The 15,944-nt window shown below is 53.7% G+C and carries 15 protein-coding genes; 12 read left to right on the top strand and 3 right to left on the bottom strand.

Annotated elements, in window-relative coordinates; translation table 11 throughout:
* The first annotated feature begins 31 nt into the window (after positions 1-31).
* From AB7S84_RS04200 to AB7S84_RS04185, 4 genes are all read left to right on the top strand, one after another.
* Positions 32-253 carry an acetyl-CoA carboxylase biotin carboxyl carrier protein subunit gene (locus AB7S84_RS04200; RefSeq protein ID WP_020875806.1) on the top strand — a complete coding sequence of 74 codons (222 nt, stop codon included), beginning with the start codon at positions 32-34 and terminating at the stop codon, positions 251-253.
* A 59-nt stretch (positions 254-312) separates the two neighbouring features.
* The gene (locus AB7S84_RS04195; protein WP_020875805.1) at positions 313-2,058 is read left to right on the top strand and encodes an acyl-CoA carboxylase subunit beta; all 1,746 of its coding nucleotides are present in this window, start codon (positions 313-315) and stop codon (positions 2,056-2,058) included.
* 127 nt (positions 2,059-2,185) lie between these two features.
* Positions 2,186-2,401, top strand: coding sequence for a dodecin family protein (locus AB7S84_RS04190; protein ID WP_020875804.1), 216 nt, complete (start codon positions 2,186-2,188; stop codon positions 2,399-2,401).
* 199 nt (positions 2,402-2,600) lie between these two features.
* Entirely contained in the window at positions 2,601-3,152 is a 552-nt protein-coding gene (locus tag AB7S84_RS04185) for a GPR1/FUN34/YaaH family transporter (protein WP_020875803.1), read from the top strand.
* A gap of 134 nt (positions 3,153-3,286) precedes the next feature.
* Here AB7S84_RS04185 and AB7S84_RS04180 read toward each other — a convergent pair whose 3' ends face one another.
* On the bottom strand, positions 3,287-5,032 hold the full coding sequence (locus AB7S84_RS04180) for a sugar phosphate nucleotidyltransferase (RefSeq protein WP_428153058.1): 1,746 nt from the start codon (positions 5,030-5,032) through the stop codon (positions 3,287-3,289).
* Positions 5,029-7,668 (bottom strand): 1-acyl-sn-glycerol-3-phosphate acyltransferase, encoded by a 2,640-nt coding sequence (locus AB7S84_RS04175; protein WP_020875801.1) that lies wholly within the window; start codon positions 7,666-7,668, stop codon positions 5,029-5,031. The genes AB7S84_RS04180 and AB7S84_RS04175 overlap by 4 nt, the downstream gene beginning before the upstream one ends.
* 373 nt (positions 7,669-8,041) lie before the next feature.
* Between AB7S84_RS04175 and AB7S84_RS04170 the strand changes: the two genes are divergently transcribed.
* A complete protein-coding gene (locus tag AB7S84_RS04170; protein WP_020875800.1) occupies positions 8,042-8,317 on the top strand; it encodes a hypothetical protein in 276 nt (91 codons plus the stop codon).
* A 109-nt stretch (positions 8,318-8,426) separates the two neighbouring features.
* On the opposite strand, the gene AB7S84_RS04165 is transcribed toward AB7S84_RS04170, so the two are convergent.
* Entirely contained in the window at positions 8,427-9,596 is a 1,170-nt protein-coding gene (locus AB7S84_RS04165; protein WP_428153055.1) for an exo-beta-N-acetylmuramidase NamZ family protein, read from the bottom strand.
* Positions 9,597-9,845: 249 nt separating this feature from the next.
* Between AB7S84_RS04165 and AB7S84_RS04160 the strand changes: the two genes are divergently transcribed.
* The 7 genes from AB7S84_RS04160 (at position 9,846) to AB7S84_RS04130 (ending at position 15,940) form a co-directional block, all read left to right on the top strand.
* The gene (locus tag AB7S84_RS04160) at positions 9,846-10,568 is read left to right on the top strand and encodes a hypothetical protein (RefSeq protein ID WP_020875798.1); all 723 of its coding nucleotides are present in this window, start codon (positions 9,846-9,848) and stop codon (positions 10,566-10,568) included.
* Positions 10,569-10,627: 59 nt separating this feature from the next.
* Positions 10,628-10,861: a 4Fe-4S dicluster domain-containing protein gene (locus AB7S84_RS04155; RefSeq protein ID WP_020875797.1), complete on the top strand. Its 234-nt coding sequence runs from the start codon at positions 10,628-10,630 to the stop codon at positions 10,859-10,861.
* Positions 10,862-10,872: 11 nt separating this feature from the next.
* Positions 10,873-11,940 carry a 3-methyl-2-oxobutanoate dehydrogenase subunit VorB gene (gene vorB / locus AB7S84_RS04150; RefSeq protein ID WP_020875796.1) on the top strand — a complete coding sequence of 356 codons (1,068 nt, stop codon included), beginning with the start codon at positions 10,873-10,875 and terminating at the stop codon, positions 11,938-11,940.
* A complete protein-coding gene (locus AB7S84_RS04145; RefSeq protein ID WP_020875795.1) occupies positions 11,940-12,704 on the top strand; it encodes a thiamine pyrophosphate-dependent enzyme in 765 nt (254 codons plus the stop codon). The genes vorB and AB7S84_RS04145 overlap by 1 nt, the downstream gene beginning before the upstream one ends.
* Before the next feature lie 17 nt (positions 12,705-12,721).
* A complete protein-coding gene (locus AB7S84_RS04140) occupies positions 12,722-13,258 on the top strand; it encodes a 2-oxoacid:acceptor oxidoreductase family protein (protein ID WP_020875794.1) in 537 nt (178 codons plus the stop codon).
* Between the two features lie 60 nt (positions 13,259-13,318).
* A complete protein-coding gene (gene cmk / locus AB7S84_RS04135; protein WP_428153051.1) occupies positions 13,319-14,002 on the top strand; it encodes a (d)CMP kinase in 684 nt (227 codons plus the stop codon).
* A 165-nt stretch (positions 14,003-14,167) separates the two neighbouring features.
* Positions 14,168-15,940: a 30S ribosomal protein S1 gene (locus AB7S84_RS04130; protein WP_144016576.1), complete on the top strand. Its 1,773-nt coding sequence runs from the start codon at positions 14,168-14,170 to the stop codon at positions 15,938-15,940.
* The last annotated feature ends 4 nt before the right edge of the window (positions 15,941-15,944 follow it).

Genomic DNA, 15,944 nt, shown 5'->3' with positions numbered 1-15,944 from the left:
AAACGAATCCAATCAAACGGAGAATGAAATCATGACACAAGACATCACAGCACCCCTTGCGGGCAAGATTGTTCGACTCAGCATGGAAGTCGGGATGAAGGTAGAGGAAGATGATGAAGCATTGGTGATCGAGGCCATGAAAATGGAAACCCCGGTTTTTATTCCCTGCAATGGCACCATCACGGCCGTCAAGGTCAAAGCCGGCGACACGGTTGAAGAAGATGACGTGCTGGGCGTAGTTGAAGAAGCTTAAACGATCTTAAACGATATAGATCAAAATTCATTAGGACCGACTGGGACGGAGAGAGAATCATGAAATCTTACTTTGAAAAAATGACGGACCTGGGCAGCGAATTAAAAAAAGGGCGTATCCGATGGATGACCTGGGACGGCGATGACAACACCAAAAATATTGAAGACGCCGAGGCACAAATCAACGAGGCGGTCAATCAGGTCAAGAATGCCGGTTTTCCCACTGAAAAAATCAATGCCAGGGGAGAGATGACGGTATGGCAGCGGCTGGAGTACCTCGTGGATCCAGGGACCTGGAACCCCCTCCATACGCTTTTCAATCCCCTGGCCAACGATGAAGGGACCACCAATGTGATAGACGGCCTGGGCAAGATCTCCGGCAAATGGGCGGTGATCATCGGGTTTGACAACAAGGTCATGGCCGGGGCCTGGCTGCCAGGGCAGTCGGAAAATATCCTGCGGGCCACCGATTTGAGCAAGCGATTGAACATCCCGCTGGTCTGGCTGGTCAATTGCAGCGGCGCAAAACTCCCCGAGCAGGAAAAATTTTACGCCAACCGCCGCGGGGCCGGCACGCCGTTTTTCAGACACGCCGAACTGGCGCAGCTCGGCGTGCCGGTGCTGGCCGGAATCTACGGAACCAACCCCGCAGGCGGTGGATATCAGGGCATCAGCCCCGCGGTTCTTTTCGCCCACAAAAACTGCAACATCGCGGTAGGGGGCGCCGGCATCGTAAGCGGAATGGCCCCCAAGGGGTATTTTGACCAGGAGACGGCCGAAATCCTGATCGAAAAGACAAAACAATTCAAATCCAAGCCGCCGGGATCCGTAAAGATCCATTACGACGAAACCGGCTTTTTTCGATATGTGTACGAAGAAGAGCAGGGAGTTCTGGACGGCCTCAAGGCCTATATGAAGGAGATGCCCGCCTATCATCCGAGATTTTATCGCGTTGCTGAGCCCAAAGACCCCAGGTTTTCAGTGGAGGAGCTGTACCGGCTGCTGCCCCTTGAACCTAAAAAAGTCTATGATTTTGATGAGATCCTCGCACGCCTGGTGGACGGCAGCGAGCACATGGAGTTTCGCCCCGGCTATGGCCCGGAGATCTACACCGGCCTGTGTAAAATAGACGGCTTTCTCGTCGGATGCATCGGAAACCGGCAGGGGTATCTGGGCAAAGAGTATCCCGAATATGCCGACTATCCGGGCATCGGTGGAAAACTCTACCGCCAGGGCCTCATCAAGATGAACGAATTCGTGACCTTGTGCGGACGGGATCGGGTCCCCGTCATCTGGTTTCAGGATACCAGCGGTATCGACGTGGGAGACCTGGCCGAAAAAGCGGAACTACTCGGACTGGGACAGTCCCTGATCTATTCCATTCAACAGACGGATGTTCCGATGATGCTCGTCGTTCTGAGAAAGGGATCCGCGGCGGCCCACTACGTGATGGGAGGCCCGACGGCCAACCGGCACAATGCCTTTACCCTGGGAACCGTAGCCACCGAGATATCCGTCATGCACGGCGAAACTGCGGCCGTTGCCACTTACGCGCGCCGACTGGTGAAGGAAAAAGAGGCGGGAAGGCCCCTGGATCCGGTCATCGAGAGCATGAACCAGATGGCCCGGGAGTATCACGAGAAATCCCGCCCGATCTTCTGTGCTAAAACCGGTCTCGTGGACGAGATCGTCGCCATGAAGGACCTTCGAAATTATCTGGTGGCCTTTACGGGTGCGGCCTATCAGAATCCAAAATCGATCTGTCCACACCATCAGATGATCCTTCCGCGGAGCATCAAGGGTTAGCCGCGAATCGAGGTGCAGTCTTCCGGACTGCACCGATACCCCCAAATGCATTGCCTGAAGCAGGCAGATGAACCGTCAGAGGTTCCGGATCGTGCATCGGGAAACCGACTTAAAACGGAGGAAAAACATGAGTGACAGTGTCTATAAAATCATCGAACTGGTGGGAACAAGTACCGTTTCGTGGGAAGACGCCGCTAAAAACGCCGTCGAGACCAGCAGTGAGCGTCTTGTTGACCTGAGAATCGCCGAGATCTCAAAACTCGATATGAAACTCGAAAACGGTAAGGTTACCGCCTACAGGGCTCGCGTGAAACTTTCGTTCAAGTACGGCACCGGAAAGTAACCTTTCAGGTTATGATTCAACTTTCGACTTTCATGACGATAACCGACACCGACATATGAAACTCGAAAGTTGAGGTTATGATTTATGTTTCGACTTTTGTAATGACAAACGGATGACGGCGTCTGGAGGCCAACGACTGAAGCGGGATAGCGCCTTGCTTGTCACATTAAAACCGACATCAATTCGAAAAGGAGAAAAAATGGAGAAATCTCGATTAGGAAACCCCAACATATTTGCCCTGGGCGCCTTTGGCTTTTCTCTGGCGATGCTGGGAGTAGAACTGACCATCGACCACGCCGCGGCAGGGGCAACCATGTACGCCGTGTTTTTCGCGGGCCTTTTGGAGTTTATTGCCGGCATGTGGCTGATCGCCAAAGGGGAAAGCTATCTCGCCAGCATCGTAGCGCTGTTTGGCGGCTGGCTTCTTGGCTTTTTTCTCCTCAATACCCAGGGCAAGGTTCTGGGTCTGGCAAATCCCGCAGGCAACGCATGGTATATGTTTGCCCTCCTGGTGCCGATCGCTTTTCTGGCCATTCCAGCCGTCAAGATGGGAAGAACGAAACTCATTTGCGCATTTGTCGCGCTCTTCGCACTTGTTCTCGCGTTAGGGCTGGGCTTTCTCCTGGGACCTGCCGCCGTCGGCAAACCTTATATGGTCATCGCGGGATGGTGCGCCTTTATATCCATGTTTTTTATCTGGTGGCTCATGTATGACAACATCATGGAGCTCATGCACCCACACGAAGGATAAGGCATCCCGCAGATCACCGTTGAGCGGTGAAACCGTCATGGAGATTTCGGGAAAGCAGGGATGCACCCATGACGACACCCCATGACGACAAATGATGAGCAGTCTTAAAAAGGTCCGGAGGGAATCATATGCGCTCACCCCTCCGGACCGCTGTTTCGGCGACTTAAAATCTCTCTTTCCCTCCCGCCTCGCGGCTCACCGTCCATCCGGCGTTTCAAGTCAAGCGCCAGAGCGGAAAGCTCCGGAAACTCCCCGACACCGCCTTTTGTCAGATTCTGCCAGAGCGTCTGAATTGCCCTGGGAATATAGGGTTCGAAACCCTTCTTCCTTTTGACGCGGGTCAAAAAACCGAACGCGCCCAGCATCTGGAGATTCCGGGCAATACAACAATGGCGGTAGCCGGTTACGAAATCCCTGCGATCGATTCCGATCATTCCTTCCAGCCGGTCGGCGCATTCGGCCATCAGCCGCTCCTGAAGCGCCTCGGGCAGCGCCACGTAAGGATCGATTAAAAGAGCGGCGAGATCGTACTGGATGGGACCGAAACGCCCCCCCTGAAAATCGATGAAGTGCGGTCCCCTGTCGGTCATCATAATATTCCGGGACTGCATGTCACGGTGCATGAAAGCCGTGACACCGTAATTCAAAGCCCCTTCCGCAATCCGTTCGAAATCGTCCCGGAAGGCGTCGCCGGAAAGCGACATGGCGAGATATCCCCGCAGAAATGCATCTCTGAAATAACCGCACTCGGCCTTCAGAATCATCTCCCGATCATATCGCTCGGTCTGCCATGTCCAACTGGGATCGAACCCCTCTTTTCCCTCAAGCCACAAGGAAATCAGGCGATCGATCACCTGTCGGTAAAGATCGGCGACGACGGACGTGTCGGCAGCCTCCAGGACCGCATCCTGAAGATGGCGGTCTCCCAGGTCTTCCAGCAGCACCAGACCGGAAAACCGGTCGGCAAGCTGGATGCGGGGCACGGCGACGCCTTTTCCGTGGAGGTGACGGCCGATGTCCTCGAACGCCCCGGCTTCCCCCTGGGCCGACCCGACATGGATGCCGTGATCCGCGAGAATCATTGATCGCCCCCCTGAAACGAGACGATACCACCGCCGATCGGATCCGTCGCCCGAAAGAGGGTGTCTTCTGACCGTATCACGCCCGCGTTTTTCAAATCCGAACACCTTCTCCGCCATTACCTCGATACAAGCCTCACGATACCGTTCCGGGGTTCCGAGATCGGACCACCGCGCCTCCGATGCCACCAGCCCAAGGATCGATTTATCCGCCGACAAAAGACGGCGATAGGCGTCGATGCTGCTGGAAAAACCCTTCGGAATATAATCGATCACCTCCGGGTTCAGCACCTGAATGCCGCTGAATGTGAGTCGCCTTCCCGGCATTGCCCCGGCTTCAGATTCGTCAAAGCCCGTTATCCGCCCTTCCGTCGACAACATCACGGTGTTAAAGGCGGGATCGTCATAAAGTACGAGGGTTGCCGGATCTTTTGCGGCAAGATGGCGTCGGTAGACCTCACCAAAATCGATGTCCGTCAGAATGTCGCTGTTGACTACCATAAAAGGGCGGCGATCCCAGAAATCGGCGACGTTCCGGATAGCCCCTCCCGTTCCGAGGATTTGAGGCTCGAAACGGGTCGTGACGGGAATGGGAAATCGCCTCTCGGAAATAAACGCCGCGATCTTTTCGTGCAGATGATGGGTGTTGACGACGACCGCTTCACATCCGGCTGCGGCAAGTCGTCGGATCAGAATCTCGATCAGCGGTTCGCCCGCCACCGTGAAAAGCGGTTTAGGGACCGTCCGGGTATACGGCAGAAGACGGGTTCCATATCCCGCGGCAAGCACCAGGGCCTTCATGAATGCAGAAGATCCATGTATCGTCGAATCCGGTTCATGTAAAACCCGATAGGTTCTTCGTCTTCAGCACCCCGGATGCCGTGAGCCACAAAATAGTCGACGGCGTTCTTGAAATTGATGATGGAAATTGCCTCCGGATGTTCGATTTCCTTCTTTTTGTACAGGCGGTTGGCCATGGACTGCGCCTTCTTGATCCGATCCTTGGCCTCGATGAAATTTTTAGGATACCGGGCGAAAAAGTTCAGGGTGACCCAGTAGGACTCGAAATAAGTCGTCAGGAAGGCTGAGAACAGCTTCAGCTTCCGGAATCCCGCGGACGTGAGGTTATAGGTGTCGGGCAGGGTGGGATGAGGGCTCAAAATCGCATCGTCGATGAACGCCTTGATGTTCTTGTGGACAAAGAACTCGGGGGTCTTGTCCGCGTCGTGAGAAAACTCGTTGATAAAAAATTCCTGGAGAAACCGATACCCGGCATAAATGTCAGAGCCGGAAAATTGAAAGGCGTCCTTTTCGAGAATACTGAGGGCGGTGTAGGCCGCCGGAATGAAGGCGTTCACACAATTGTTCTTGTAGTACTCGAGGGCCGGACGCTTGGACACGTTGATGGAAAACCCCTTTTCTTCCGGGGCGGTGTCCTTGTCCTCCGACAGGGGTTCGATGAATTTCCGCTGGATGTAGGCATCGATGACATAATCGAAGGCATGTGTGGGATCCATCAGAAGCGTGTCGGCCAGGCTCGCCTTCTGGGCCATGAGGTAGTTTATGTAGGTCTGGACGTCGTCCATGAGGTGGTTCAGGCTGAATCGCTGTCGCCCTCCGTTGAGGATGGCCCCGGCCACCACCGCATGAGGGGTGATGACCGACACCTTGTCTATGGAATTGACCAGCTGGTATCCCAACTGCCGGCAAAACCGATTCTGTTCCTTGACGGTCATATCCTGAATCGTGGTTCCCTGGCGAGCGAGCAGATCGGTAAGTGAAATGCCGTCGTGAAAACGAATGTAGATTCGGCCGTAGCGCCGTTTGAGAAATTTTCTGGCCTTGACCACCTGAAGCAGGCTCTCGGGTTTCTTCTCTCCGCCTTCGAGTTCATGAAGATAGGCACTCTCTTCGAGAACCCGGTCATATCCAACGAAAACGGGTACGAAAATCAAGTCCTCGTTGGCGCCTTCACGGAATGCACTCAACAGAATGGAAAGAAGCCCCAGTTTGGGCTGAAGAAGTTTTCCCGTCCGGCTTCTGCCGCCTTCGATGAAGAACTCGATATTGAACCCTTCTTCGAGAATTTTGTAGACATATTCTGAAAAAACCTTTGAATAGAGTACCGCTCCCTTAAAGGTCCTTCGGATGAAAAATGCGCCGCCGCTGCGAAAAATCGGCCCCAGGGGCCAGAAGGAAAGGTTCTTTCCGGCAGCAATGTGAGGACACGGCATGTCGTTCTGGAAAAGAATATAGGAAAGAATCAGATAGTCGATGTGGCTCTTGTGGCAAGGCACCAGAACGAGCGGCCCCCGTCGGGACATGGCCTTGATGCGGTTGAGCACCTCCGTATTGACGGAAACCCCTTCAAACATGCCGTTGATCAGCCATTTGACGCCCATGGCGGATATCCGGATCATGTTGATGTTGTATTTGGCGGCAATTTCGTCGATATATCCGTCCGCTTCCTTGTACACTTTATAAAGCGGTATTTTCCGGTTTTCGGCATAATGCTCCATGTACGCTCGAAGCCGGTCGTTTGTAAGGATATTCTCCTTTAATTCCTCGAGGGATTTCAATACCGGTCCCGTGATGCTCTGTCGATGCCGGTTGATCTGAATCAACAGCCTCTGTCTGAGAGCGAGGGCCTGTTTTCCCGGGCTTAGATCCCTGTTCTCCGGAAGCGCCATAAATTCTTTGAGATTGACGGGCTCGGATATCTCGAGGAAAATGCTTTCCGGCTTCTTCAACATCGCGAAGATCCGACGGATTCTCCCGGGATTCTCCTCAGAGCCGAACAGCATGTCCATGAAACTCGGAGTTGATCGAAGAGGCTTTTTCCCAAAGAAGAGGAGCTGCGGGACAATGAAGACCGGCCGGTCCAGCGTCGCCTGCATCTCGATAAGATACCGGAGGGGATCGGGATTGGATTTGACGAAACGAAGATAAAACCCCCCCTTCTCCACCAGGGCCAGTAAACCCGATCGGCCGCCGGCCAGCTCGCGTCGGATGTATCCGCTGTCATACGGGTTCTGAAGCGCCAGTTTCTGAAAGAAGTACCGGGTATGGGCCAGAAAAATCCGAACGCTGCGGGAGACGGGCTGCAACAGAAAAAAACGATAATCGAAGCCGATTTCCGGAACCGGGAGGTTTTCCTTCGTGTAACGGGTATGGTAAAAAAGATAATCGAAATAACTCTTGTATTTGTGGGCGTAGATGACGATGGCATCCTGAGGAATCTTCCTGATGACGCTGATCTGAGACTCGTCCACGCGGATACCTGAAAAAATGATCTCGAACAGGGCCTTTAAACAGCCGCTTTTGCGCTTGGGGAAAAAACAACGGTAGTGATCGGATGTTCCCTTCAAGACCCGATCGATCCAACCGTCTCCCCCGGCCTTTATTCGCCGGATACGAGATTTGACCAATTTGAACATGGCTTATCATCCGTCGGTGTAAGTTTATGAAAATTTTAGGAGTCTAACAGAATCGTATTGGATTTGCAATATTTTATTTTATGAATGGCGCAATAAACTTAAGTGTTTTTAGGTAATTGCAGCATAGCGTACACTCGGACACGAATAAAAGGCCCACGGTATCAATTTAAACTTGCGTTACCTAATCCGTTGTGATATTTCGGAAACGTTTAAATCATTTGGCCAATTTGGGCCCTCCCGGATCCGATGGGTATCCTCTGCAAATCTGGAAATTTAGGCAGGGTCCACCCCGTGTCCCAATAAGTGCTGAATAGGTAAATGAGTATACGTATTGTCGAACTCAATTCTATCTAAGTAAGGAGGATGATTTTTTATGAAAACGTTGATTGGTGGAGCGGTCGCTGCAGTCTTGGGTATCATTGGCCTCGCGGTTTGGTTTCCGGCTTTCCTTCAGCTTCTTGCCGGCTCCATCCCGATTATGCTTCTGTTGGGCGGTGGGTTGGCCCTGTACCTCGGTTTTGACGAACTGAAGGATTCCTGGAAAAAAGAAAAAGAAGACGTCAAGGAAGGCGACGTTGACGATCCGGAAAAATACAAACAGGAAATCAACGATCTGAAAAAAGAGATCGAATCCCTTAAAAAAGCATAAATTCCCCCCAAAAAATAATCATGATTTAGATCAAGCCCTCGGAGCAGTATTCACCGAGGGCTTTTTTTGGCTCTCCCGCATAGGGCTGATCCGGTATGCACCCTCGTTTTCAGGTGTAAAGGTGAACTTCCCGGCTGAGGCCGACATAACCGGTCAGATCCGCCTGCCACTCCCGCGATAGATCCGCCGTCGGGACCTGCTGTTCAATCCGGCGTCGGAGCCTCCCATCTCCCAGGATGAGATCGATGGGCATACGCTCATGTTCATACTCGTAAGGCGGCGGTTTCCATTCGAAGTCGTCCCCATGGCATGCCAAAACGGCGCTAAGCAGCCTGAGGGTTGTATCGTAAGGCCGGTATGCAGTGGGTTCGGTTACGTGAATCTGAAATCCGCGACACACCCGGCCCGACCATTTGCTGGCAGTCGGCTCGAACCGACAGGGTCGAAGCACTGCTCCGGGGGGATGCGCGCCGCCCAGAACATCGAAAAGCCGCTCCGTATCGAAATACGGTGCGCCGAACAACTCGAAAGGCTGGGTGGTGCCCCGGCCTTCCGATACATGGGTTCCTTCCCACACAACCTGACCCGGATAGACGAGCGCAGATTCGGGTGTCGGCAAGTTCGGGGAAGGCGCCACCCAGGGAAGCCCGGTATCGCGGTAGAGCATCCAACGCTCCCACCCTTCCATGGGAATGACCGTCAAATCGCAACCAATCCCGAAATGTTCGTTGAACAGGCGCGCCGTTTCACCGATGGTCAGCCCATGGCGCATGGGGATGGGGTAACGTCCGACAAAGGATGCATATTCGGGAGACAGGATGTTCCCCTCGACGGCCATACCCCCCACGGGGTTGGGTCGATCGAGCACGACCACCCGCTTTCCCAGCCGCGCAGCCGTCTCCATGCAGTAGGACATGGTATAGATGAAGGTATAAACGCGGGTGCCGACATCCTGAAGATCGATCAGGAGAACGTCGATGGGGTCCAACATCCCGGCCGTGGGAATTCGCGTTTCACCATAAAGGCTGAATACGGGAATGTTCAACATCGGATCGATCATATGATCCGACTCGATCATATTATCTTGTTTTTCAGCGAAAAATCCGTGCTGAGGCGAATAGAGGGCTTTCAGGTTTCCTGGAAACCGACGGTCGATCAATAGTCGGGCGTGCCGGAGTTTACCGTCGACGGAGGCGGGATTGCAGAGCAACCCCATTCTAGCGCCGGCAAGCCACCTCGGCGGGCATTCCAGAAAGCACTCGAGACCTGTACGTAGCATATTTCTCCTTTCTTTGACAAAATCGCCATATGGATTGGTGATGTTCCGCCGATGTCGGACGGCCGGTATCTTTCAAACACGCTTATGGGTCCTCAATGAATTATCTATTTGACAATACCATAAAATACAAGTACATTGTTCGACCACGCTGAGTTCATCCCATGCGTGGTCCTGTCTTTTCAGCGCATGGATCAGCGCCCGAGCGCAGATCTTGCTGAAGACATCATCTGAAACAATACCAATCGTAATGTGAAGCATTTGAATATCCATCTCAGCGGCATCGTCATCATCGTCGGGAACTACGGCAGCGGAAAAACCGAAGTCGCCGTCAATCTCGCCGTCAACCAACGGCAGTCCGGTCGTCACGTCCGTATCGGAGATCTCGATCTTGTCAATCCCTATTTTCGAACGCGTGAGGCCAAGACCGCCCTTAACGACCTGGGCATCGATGTTGTCCTCCCACCGTCGGAATATTTTCACGCGGATCTCCCCATCCTGACGCCGGCCATTGCCGGAATGATCCAGGCCCCCGGCCAACTTGTCATTCTGGATGCAGGTGGAGACGACGCCGGCGCGACGGTTCTCGCGGCATTGGCGGATCCGTTGCGGGGGAAAAATATCCGGATGCTTCAGGTGGTCAATCCTTTCAGACCGTTTACCCATACACTGGAGGGATGTCTTAAAATCAAAAAAGAAATTGAAATCGCATCGAAACTCAACGTCAACGGTATCATCGGCAACGCCAACCTCATTGACGATACCGTTGTTCAGGATATTTACGATGGATACGATTTCGTGAACACCTATGCAACGGAAAGCCGACTCCCCCTGGAATTCATTACCGCTCGGGAATCGTTGATTCCCGAACTTGATTTAAGCCGCTTTTCTTGTCCAGTTCTCCCCATTTTAAGGCAACTTGTTCCCCCCTGGAAGACAGCCGCCACGATAGGATCCGGCCGTTTAAAAATATAGCTGCAGCGCGTGCGCTGCGGTTTGAGTCCCCCTAATCCAGCAAACAGGAGTCTTGAGGTATGTCATATCGTCACGAAATCGACGCAGATCGCTGCAAAGGCTGCGGATTGTGCGTAAAATTCTGTCCCAAAAACGTCCTGGAAATTTCGGACAAGGTAAATTCAAAGGGCTATTTCCCTGCCTACCAGGCACGTCCCGAGGACTGCATCTTTTGTGCCATCTGCTGCACCATGTGCCCCGACGTGGCCATTACCATCAGCGAAACGGCGGAAGCGGCCGAATCTAAAGAATAATGGAGGAAGATATGAGTAAAGTACTCATGAAAGGAAACGAAGCCATCGGAGAGGCCGCCATCCGGGCCGGGTGCTTGAATTATTTCGCATATCCCATTACGCCCCAGTCGGAGGTCGCCGAATATCTCTCCAAGCGAATGCCCGAAGTCGGCGGGGTTTTTCTTCAAGGAGAGAGCGAAGTCGCTGTCGGTTACATGCTCTTCGGTGCATCCGGCTGCGGTGAAAGGGTTTTCACGACTTCGTCCAGCCCGGGCATCAGTCTGATGAGCGAAGCCATCAGTTACATCGCCGGCGCTCAGTGCCCCGTGGTTTTCGTCAATATCATCCGCGGCGGGCCGGGATTGGGCGGCATTCTGCCGTCTCAGGGAGATTATTTCCAGGCCGTCAAGGGCGGCGGTCACGGTGACTACCGAATGCTCGTCATGGCCCCGGCCAGCGTCCAGGAAGCGGTCGAAATGGTGATGGAGGCGTTTCCCCTGGCTGAAAAATACCGTAACCCCGTCATGATTCTGGGGGACGGACTTATCGGCCAGATGATGGAACCGGTTGAATTCCCGGAACATCTGGCGACAAAGCCATCCAACAAGGATGCATGGGCCACAAACGGCATGAGCACCCGCAACAGTGATAAAAGCAACCTCGTCAAATCCCTCTATCTCGATCCGAAGGCTCTCAACGACCACAATCTGTTGCTCAAATCCAAATACGATCGGATGCGCTGCGAAGAGGTCCGCTACGAGGCCTACAACACCGAAGGCGATTACGGCCTTTTGATCGTGAGCTACGGCACCATGAGCCGCGTCTGCAGGACGGCCATCGACAACCTCAAGGCGCAGGGTATCGAGGTGGGAATGATTCGCCCCAAGACGCTCTTCCCGTTTCCCGAAAAGGAGATTCTCGACGCGGCGTCCCGTGAAAGCTGTGGTATGGTACTCTCCATCGAGATGAGCATGGGACAGATGGTGGAAGACGTCGACCGATGCGTCAAGGGAAGGCGGCCGGTCAAATGGTACGGAAAATGCGGGGGAGAAGTACCCACGCCCGAAGAAATCATGGATGTCGTAAAGGAGCATTTGTAATGGGAAAGACTTTTAAAAAACCCGAAGCGCTCACGGAAAACCACACCCATTATTGTCCCGGCTGCACCCACGGCATCATACACCGGCTGGTGGCCGAGGTCATCGATGAGTTGGGAATTCGAAAACGGACGGTGGGTATCGCTCCAGTGGGTTGTGCCGTATTGGCCTACAACTATTTTGCCTGTGATTTCCAGGAAGCGGCCCACGGACGCGCTCCGGCCATGGCCACCGGAATCAAGCGGGTCCGACCGGATCTCATGGTGTTCACTTACCAGGGGGACGGCGATCTGGCAAGCATCGGCATGGGTGAAATCATCCATGCCGCCAATCGCGGCGAGAAATTCACGACCATCTTCGTCAACAATGCGGTCTACGGGATGACCGGCGGCCAGATGGCCCCGACGACCATGCCGGGCCAGCGGACGACTACAAGCCCGCTGGGAAGGGATCCCCGCGAGACAGGGATGCCCATCAAGGTCGCGGAGCTGCTGGCATCCCTTCAGACGCCGGCCTACATCTCCCGACAGACGGTCATCGGACCCAAATACGTCAACCGGGCCAAAAAGGCGATTCGCCGGGCCTTTGGCTATCAGTTGGAAAATCGCTGCTTCAGCCTCGTCGAGCTTGTGAGCACATGCCCCACCAACTGGGGAATGACACCGGTCGAAGCCTTGAAATGGGCCGAAGACGTCCTCCTCCCCTACTACAAACTGGGTGACTACAAGACACCAGAGCCGTCCGAAACAGCAGACGATAACCATTGATGAACTCAGGAGATAATATGCAAAGCGAAGTGATGTTTGCCGGTTTCGGGGGCCAGGGAATCCTGATGATTGGGAAAATACTGGCCCATGCCGCCATGGAGGAAGGATACGAGGTGGTCTGGATTCCGTCCTACGGCCCTGAAATGCGGGGCGGCACGGCCTACTGTACCGTGGTCATCAGCGACCGTCCCATCGGCTCTCCGATCATCAAAAACCCCATGCATCTGATCGCAATGAACCGTCCGTCTCTGGAAAAGTTCGCACCGACGGTCAAACCCAACGGGGTTATCCTTGTCAACAGTTCCCTGATTCCCATTCGATCCAACCGCACGGACGTCGATGAACTGATCGTGCCCGCGACGGATATCGCCAAGGAGCTCGGCAGCATAAAAGCCGCAAACATCGTAGCCCTCTCCGCCTTCGTCAGTCGGAGCAAGGTCGTCGACTTCGAGCGTCTCAGGGAGTGCGTCAAGGCGGAGTTCGCCGGTAAAAGCAAGTTTATACCGCTGAACATGGAAGCCATGGACCGCGGCAGAGCGGCCGCATCGAGATAACGGCACTGAAAAGGGGGTCGCCCCCTTGCGATCCTCTCACAATCCAGCGGAGGTGATGTCGTGCGATCTCTTTTGATCACCATCGACGGGCCCGCCGGCGCCGGAAAGACAACCGTGAGCCGGGCCCTCGCCAAGCGCCTTTCCTATACCTATGTCGACACCGGCGCGCTCTACCGGGGCATCGCCCTTGCCGCACGGGACGCCGGCATTGATCCGGACGAAGAGACGAACCTGGAAAACCTGTTTAAAACCATCGCGCTGACCTGTACAAAAACGCCTGCAGGCCCTCGGCTTTCCCTGAACGGTGTCGATATCTCGGACAAAATCCGCACCCCCGAAATCGCCATGGCGGCATCCCGCATCTCGGCCAAGCCCGTGGTTCGAAGATACCTCCTGACCCTTCAGCGCCGGCTGGGGAAAGACAAAGGGGTCATTTTCGAAGGCCGGGATATGGGAACCGTCGTCTTTCCCGATGCAGACGTCAAATTTTTTCTGGTCGCCGACCTGAAAACACGCGCTGCCAGACGCTTCGTTGAACTGGGGCACAAAACAGAGGCTCTGAGCCTCGAGCGTGTCAAAAAGGAAATGAAAATTCGGGACGAGAACGACAGCACTCGGTCCATCGCCCCCCTGAAAGCCGCCCAAGACGCCGTCGTCATCGATTCAACGGCACTCGATGTCCACGAGGTCGTCGAATTGATGATTTCCCACATACGGCACCACTCTTCAAACGTCGACTCTTGAAAATAAATGTTGTCATTACAGAGATAATGGTATATATTGTTTGAGTTTATGTTCTCCTGAGGGAGGCATAACTAAAATAAGGCCAAGGGGGTATTTTTTTAAATGGAAAACGAAATTAAAAATGATGGAACCGACCAAACCCAAAATTCAGAGGTAGTCGAAAACATGGAAGTCGAAAACATGGAAAACGACACGCCTGAAAGTGGTCTGGAGGTATCCGGGAATCTCAACGAATTGTCCGATGACGAAACCAGCATGGAACGTTTGATGGATCTCTATGAAGAAAGCTTCAAACGATTCGAGGAAGGTGAGGTCGTCACGGGTAAAATCATATCCTTAGACAAAGATTACGTGCTTGTCGATATCGGCTATAAATCCGAGGGACAGATTCCGATCCATGAATTCAAGGACGAAAAAGGGGAGGTCGCGGCCAAGGTCGGCGACGCCGTAGAGGTCATGGTGGAATGGTGGGACGATGAGGAAGAGGTTGTCGTTCTCTCCAAGGAGAAAGCCGAGAAGATCAAGGTTTGGGATGAAATCAAGAAGGCTTACGACGACGGCGGAACCGTCGACGGCGTGATCACCAACCGCGTAAAAGGCGGCTTCTCCGTCGATATCGGGGTTCAGGCCTTCCTGCCGGGATCCCAGGCCGACCTGCGTCCCATCCGGAACCTGGATGAGATGGTGGGTCAGTCCTTCACGTTCAAGATCCTTAAATATAACCGAAAACGCAGCAATATCGTTTTGTCCAGACGCGTCATTCTGGAAGAAGAGCGCGAAGCCGCACGGGCCGCTACCCTCGCCTCCATCGAGGAAGGCAAGGTTATGGGCGGCATCGTCAAAAACATCACCGAATACGGTGTCTTCGTGGATCTCGGCGGTGTGGACGGCCTTCTGCACATCACCGACATTTCCTGGGGGCGGGTCAAACATCCCTCGGAACTCTTTTCCGTCGGTGACGAGATCACCGTGAAAATTCTGAGTCTCGATCTCGAGAAGGAGCGGGTATCTCTCGGCATGAAGCAGCTGACACCCGATCCCTGGTCCACCGCAGCCCAGAAATATCCGGTCAATTCCAGAATCACCGGTAAGGTGGTCAGCCTGACCGACTACGGTGCCTTCGTGGAACTGGAGGAAGGTATCGAAGGACTTATCCACGTCTCCGAAATGTCCTGGACCCGGAAGGTGCGCCATCCCTCCAAGGTCGTATCCGTTGGCGAAGAGGTCGACGCCGTCGTACTGGACATCAAGCCCGAAAGCCGCCGAATTTCTCTGGGCATGAAACAGGTCGTTCCCAACCCGTGGGATGTTATCAGCGAGAAGTATCCTGTCGGCACCACCATCGAAGGCAAAATCAAGAACATCACTGATTTCGGTCTATTTATCGGCATCGATGAAGGCATTGACGGGCTGGTTCACATTTCTGACATTTCATGGACAAAACGCATCAAACATCCCTCGGAAATCTACAAAAAAGGGGATGTCGTCCAAGCGGTCGTTCTTGACATCGAAAAAGAAAATGAACGCTTTTCCCTGGGCATCAAACAGATGCAGACAGATCCATGGGAGACGGTGGGCGAGCGCTACGACGTCGGTAAGGAGATTACCGGAACGGTGACCAACATCACCGACTTCGGCATCTTCGTCGAACTGGAGGAAGGCATAGAAGGCCTGGTTCACGTATCGGAAATCAGCAAGGAGAAGATCAAGAATCCGGGCGACAAGTTCAATGTCGGCGACATGATCACCGCCAAGGTGATGAACATCAACAGTGATGAACGACGGATCGGCTTGTCGATCAAACGCCTCGACATGGAGGATGATCAGTCCATCCTGAGCGACTACATCAATAAGATGGGGCCGGCCACGTCCACCTTTGGCGAGATTCTCAGGGAAAATCTTCAGGAAAAGATGAACGAAGACCGCAATTCCAATTAATCGG

Source organism: Desulfococcus sp., from assembly GCF_050178255.1.
GTDB lineage: Bacteria > Desulfobacterota > Desulfobacteria > Desulfobacterales > Desulfococcaceae > Desulfococcus > Desulfococcus multivorans.
The sequence above is the reverse complement of the archived record's forward strand: the minus strand, read 5'-3'. Positions and strand labels throughout refer to the sequence as shown.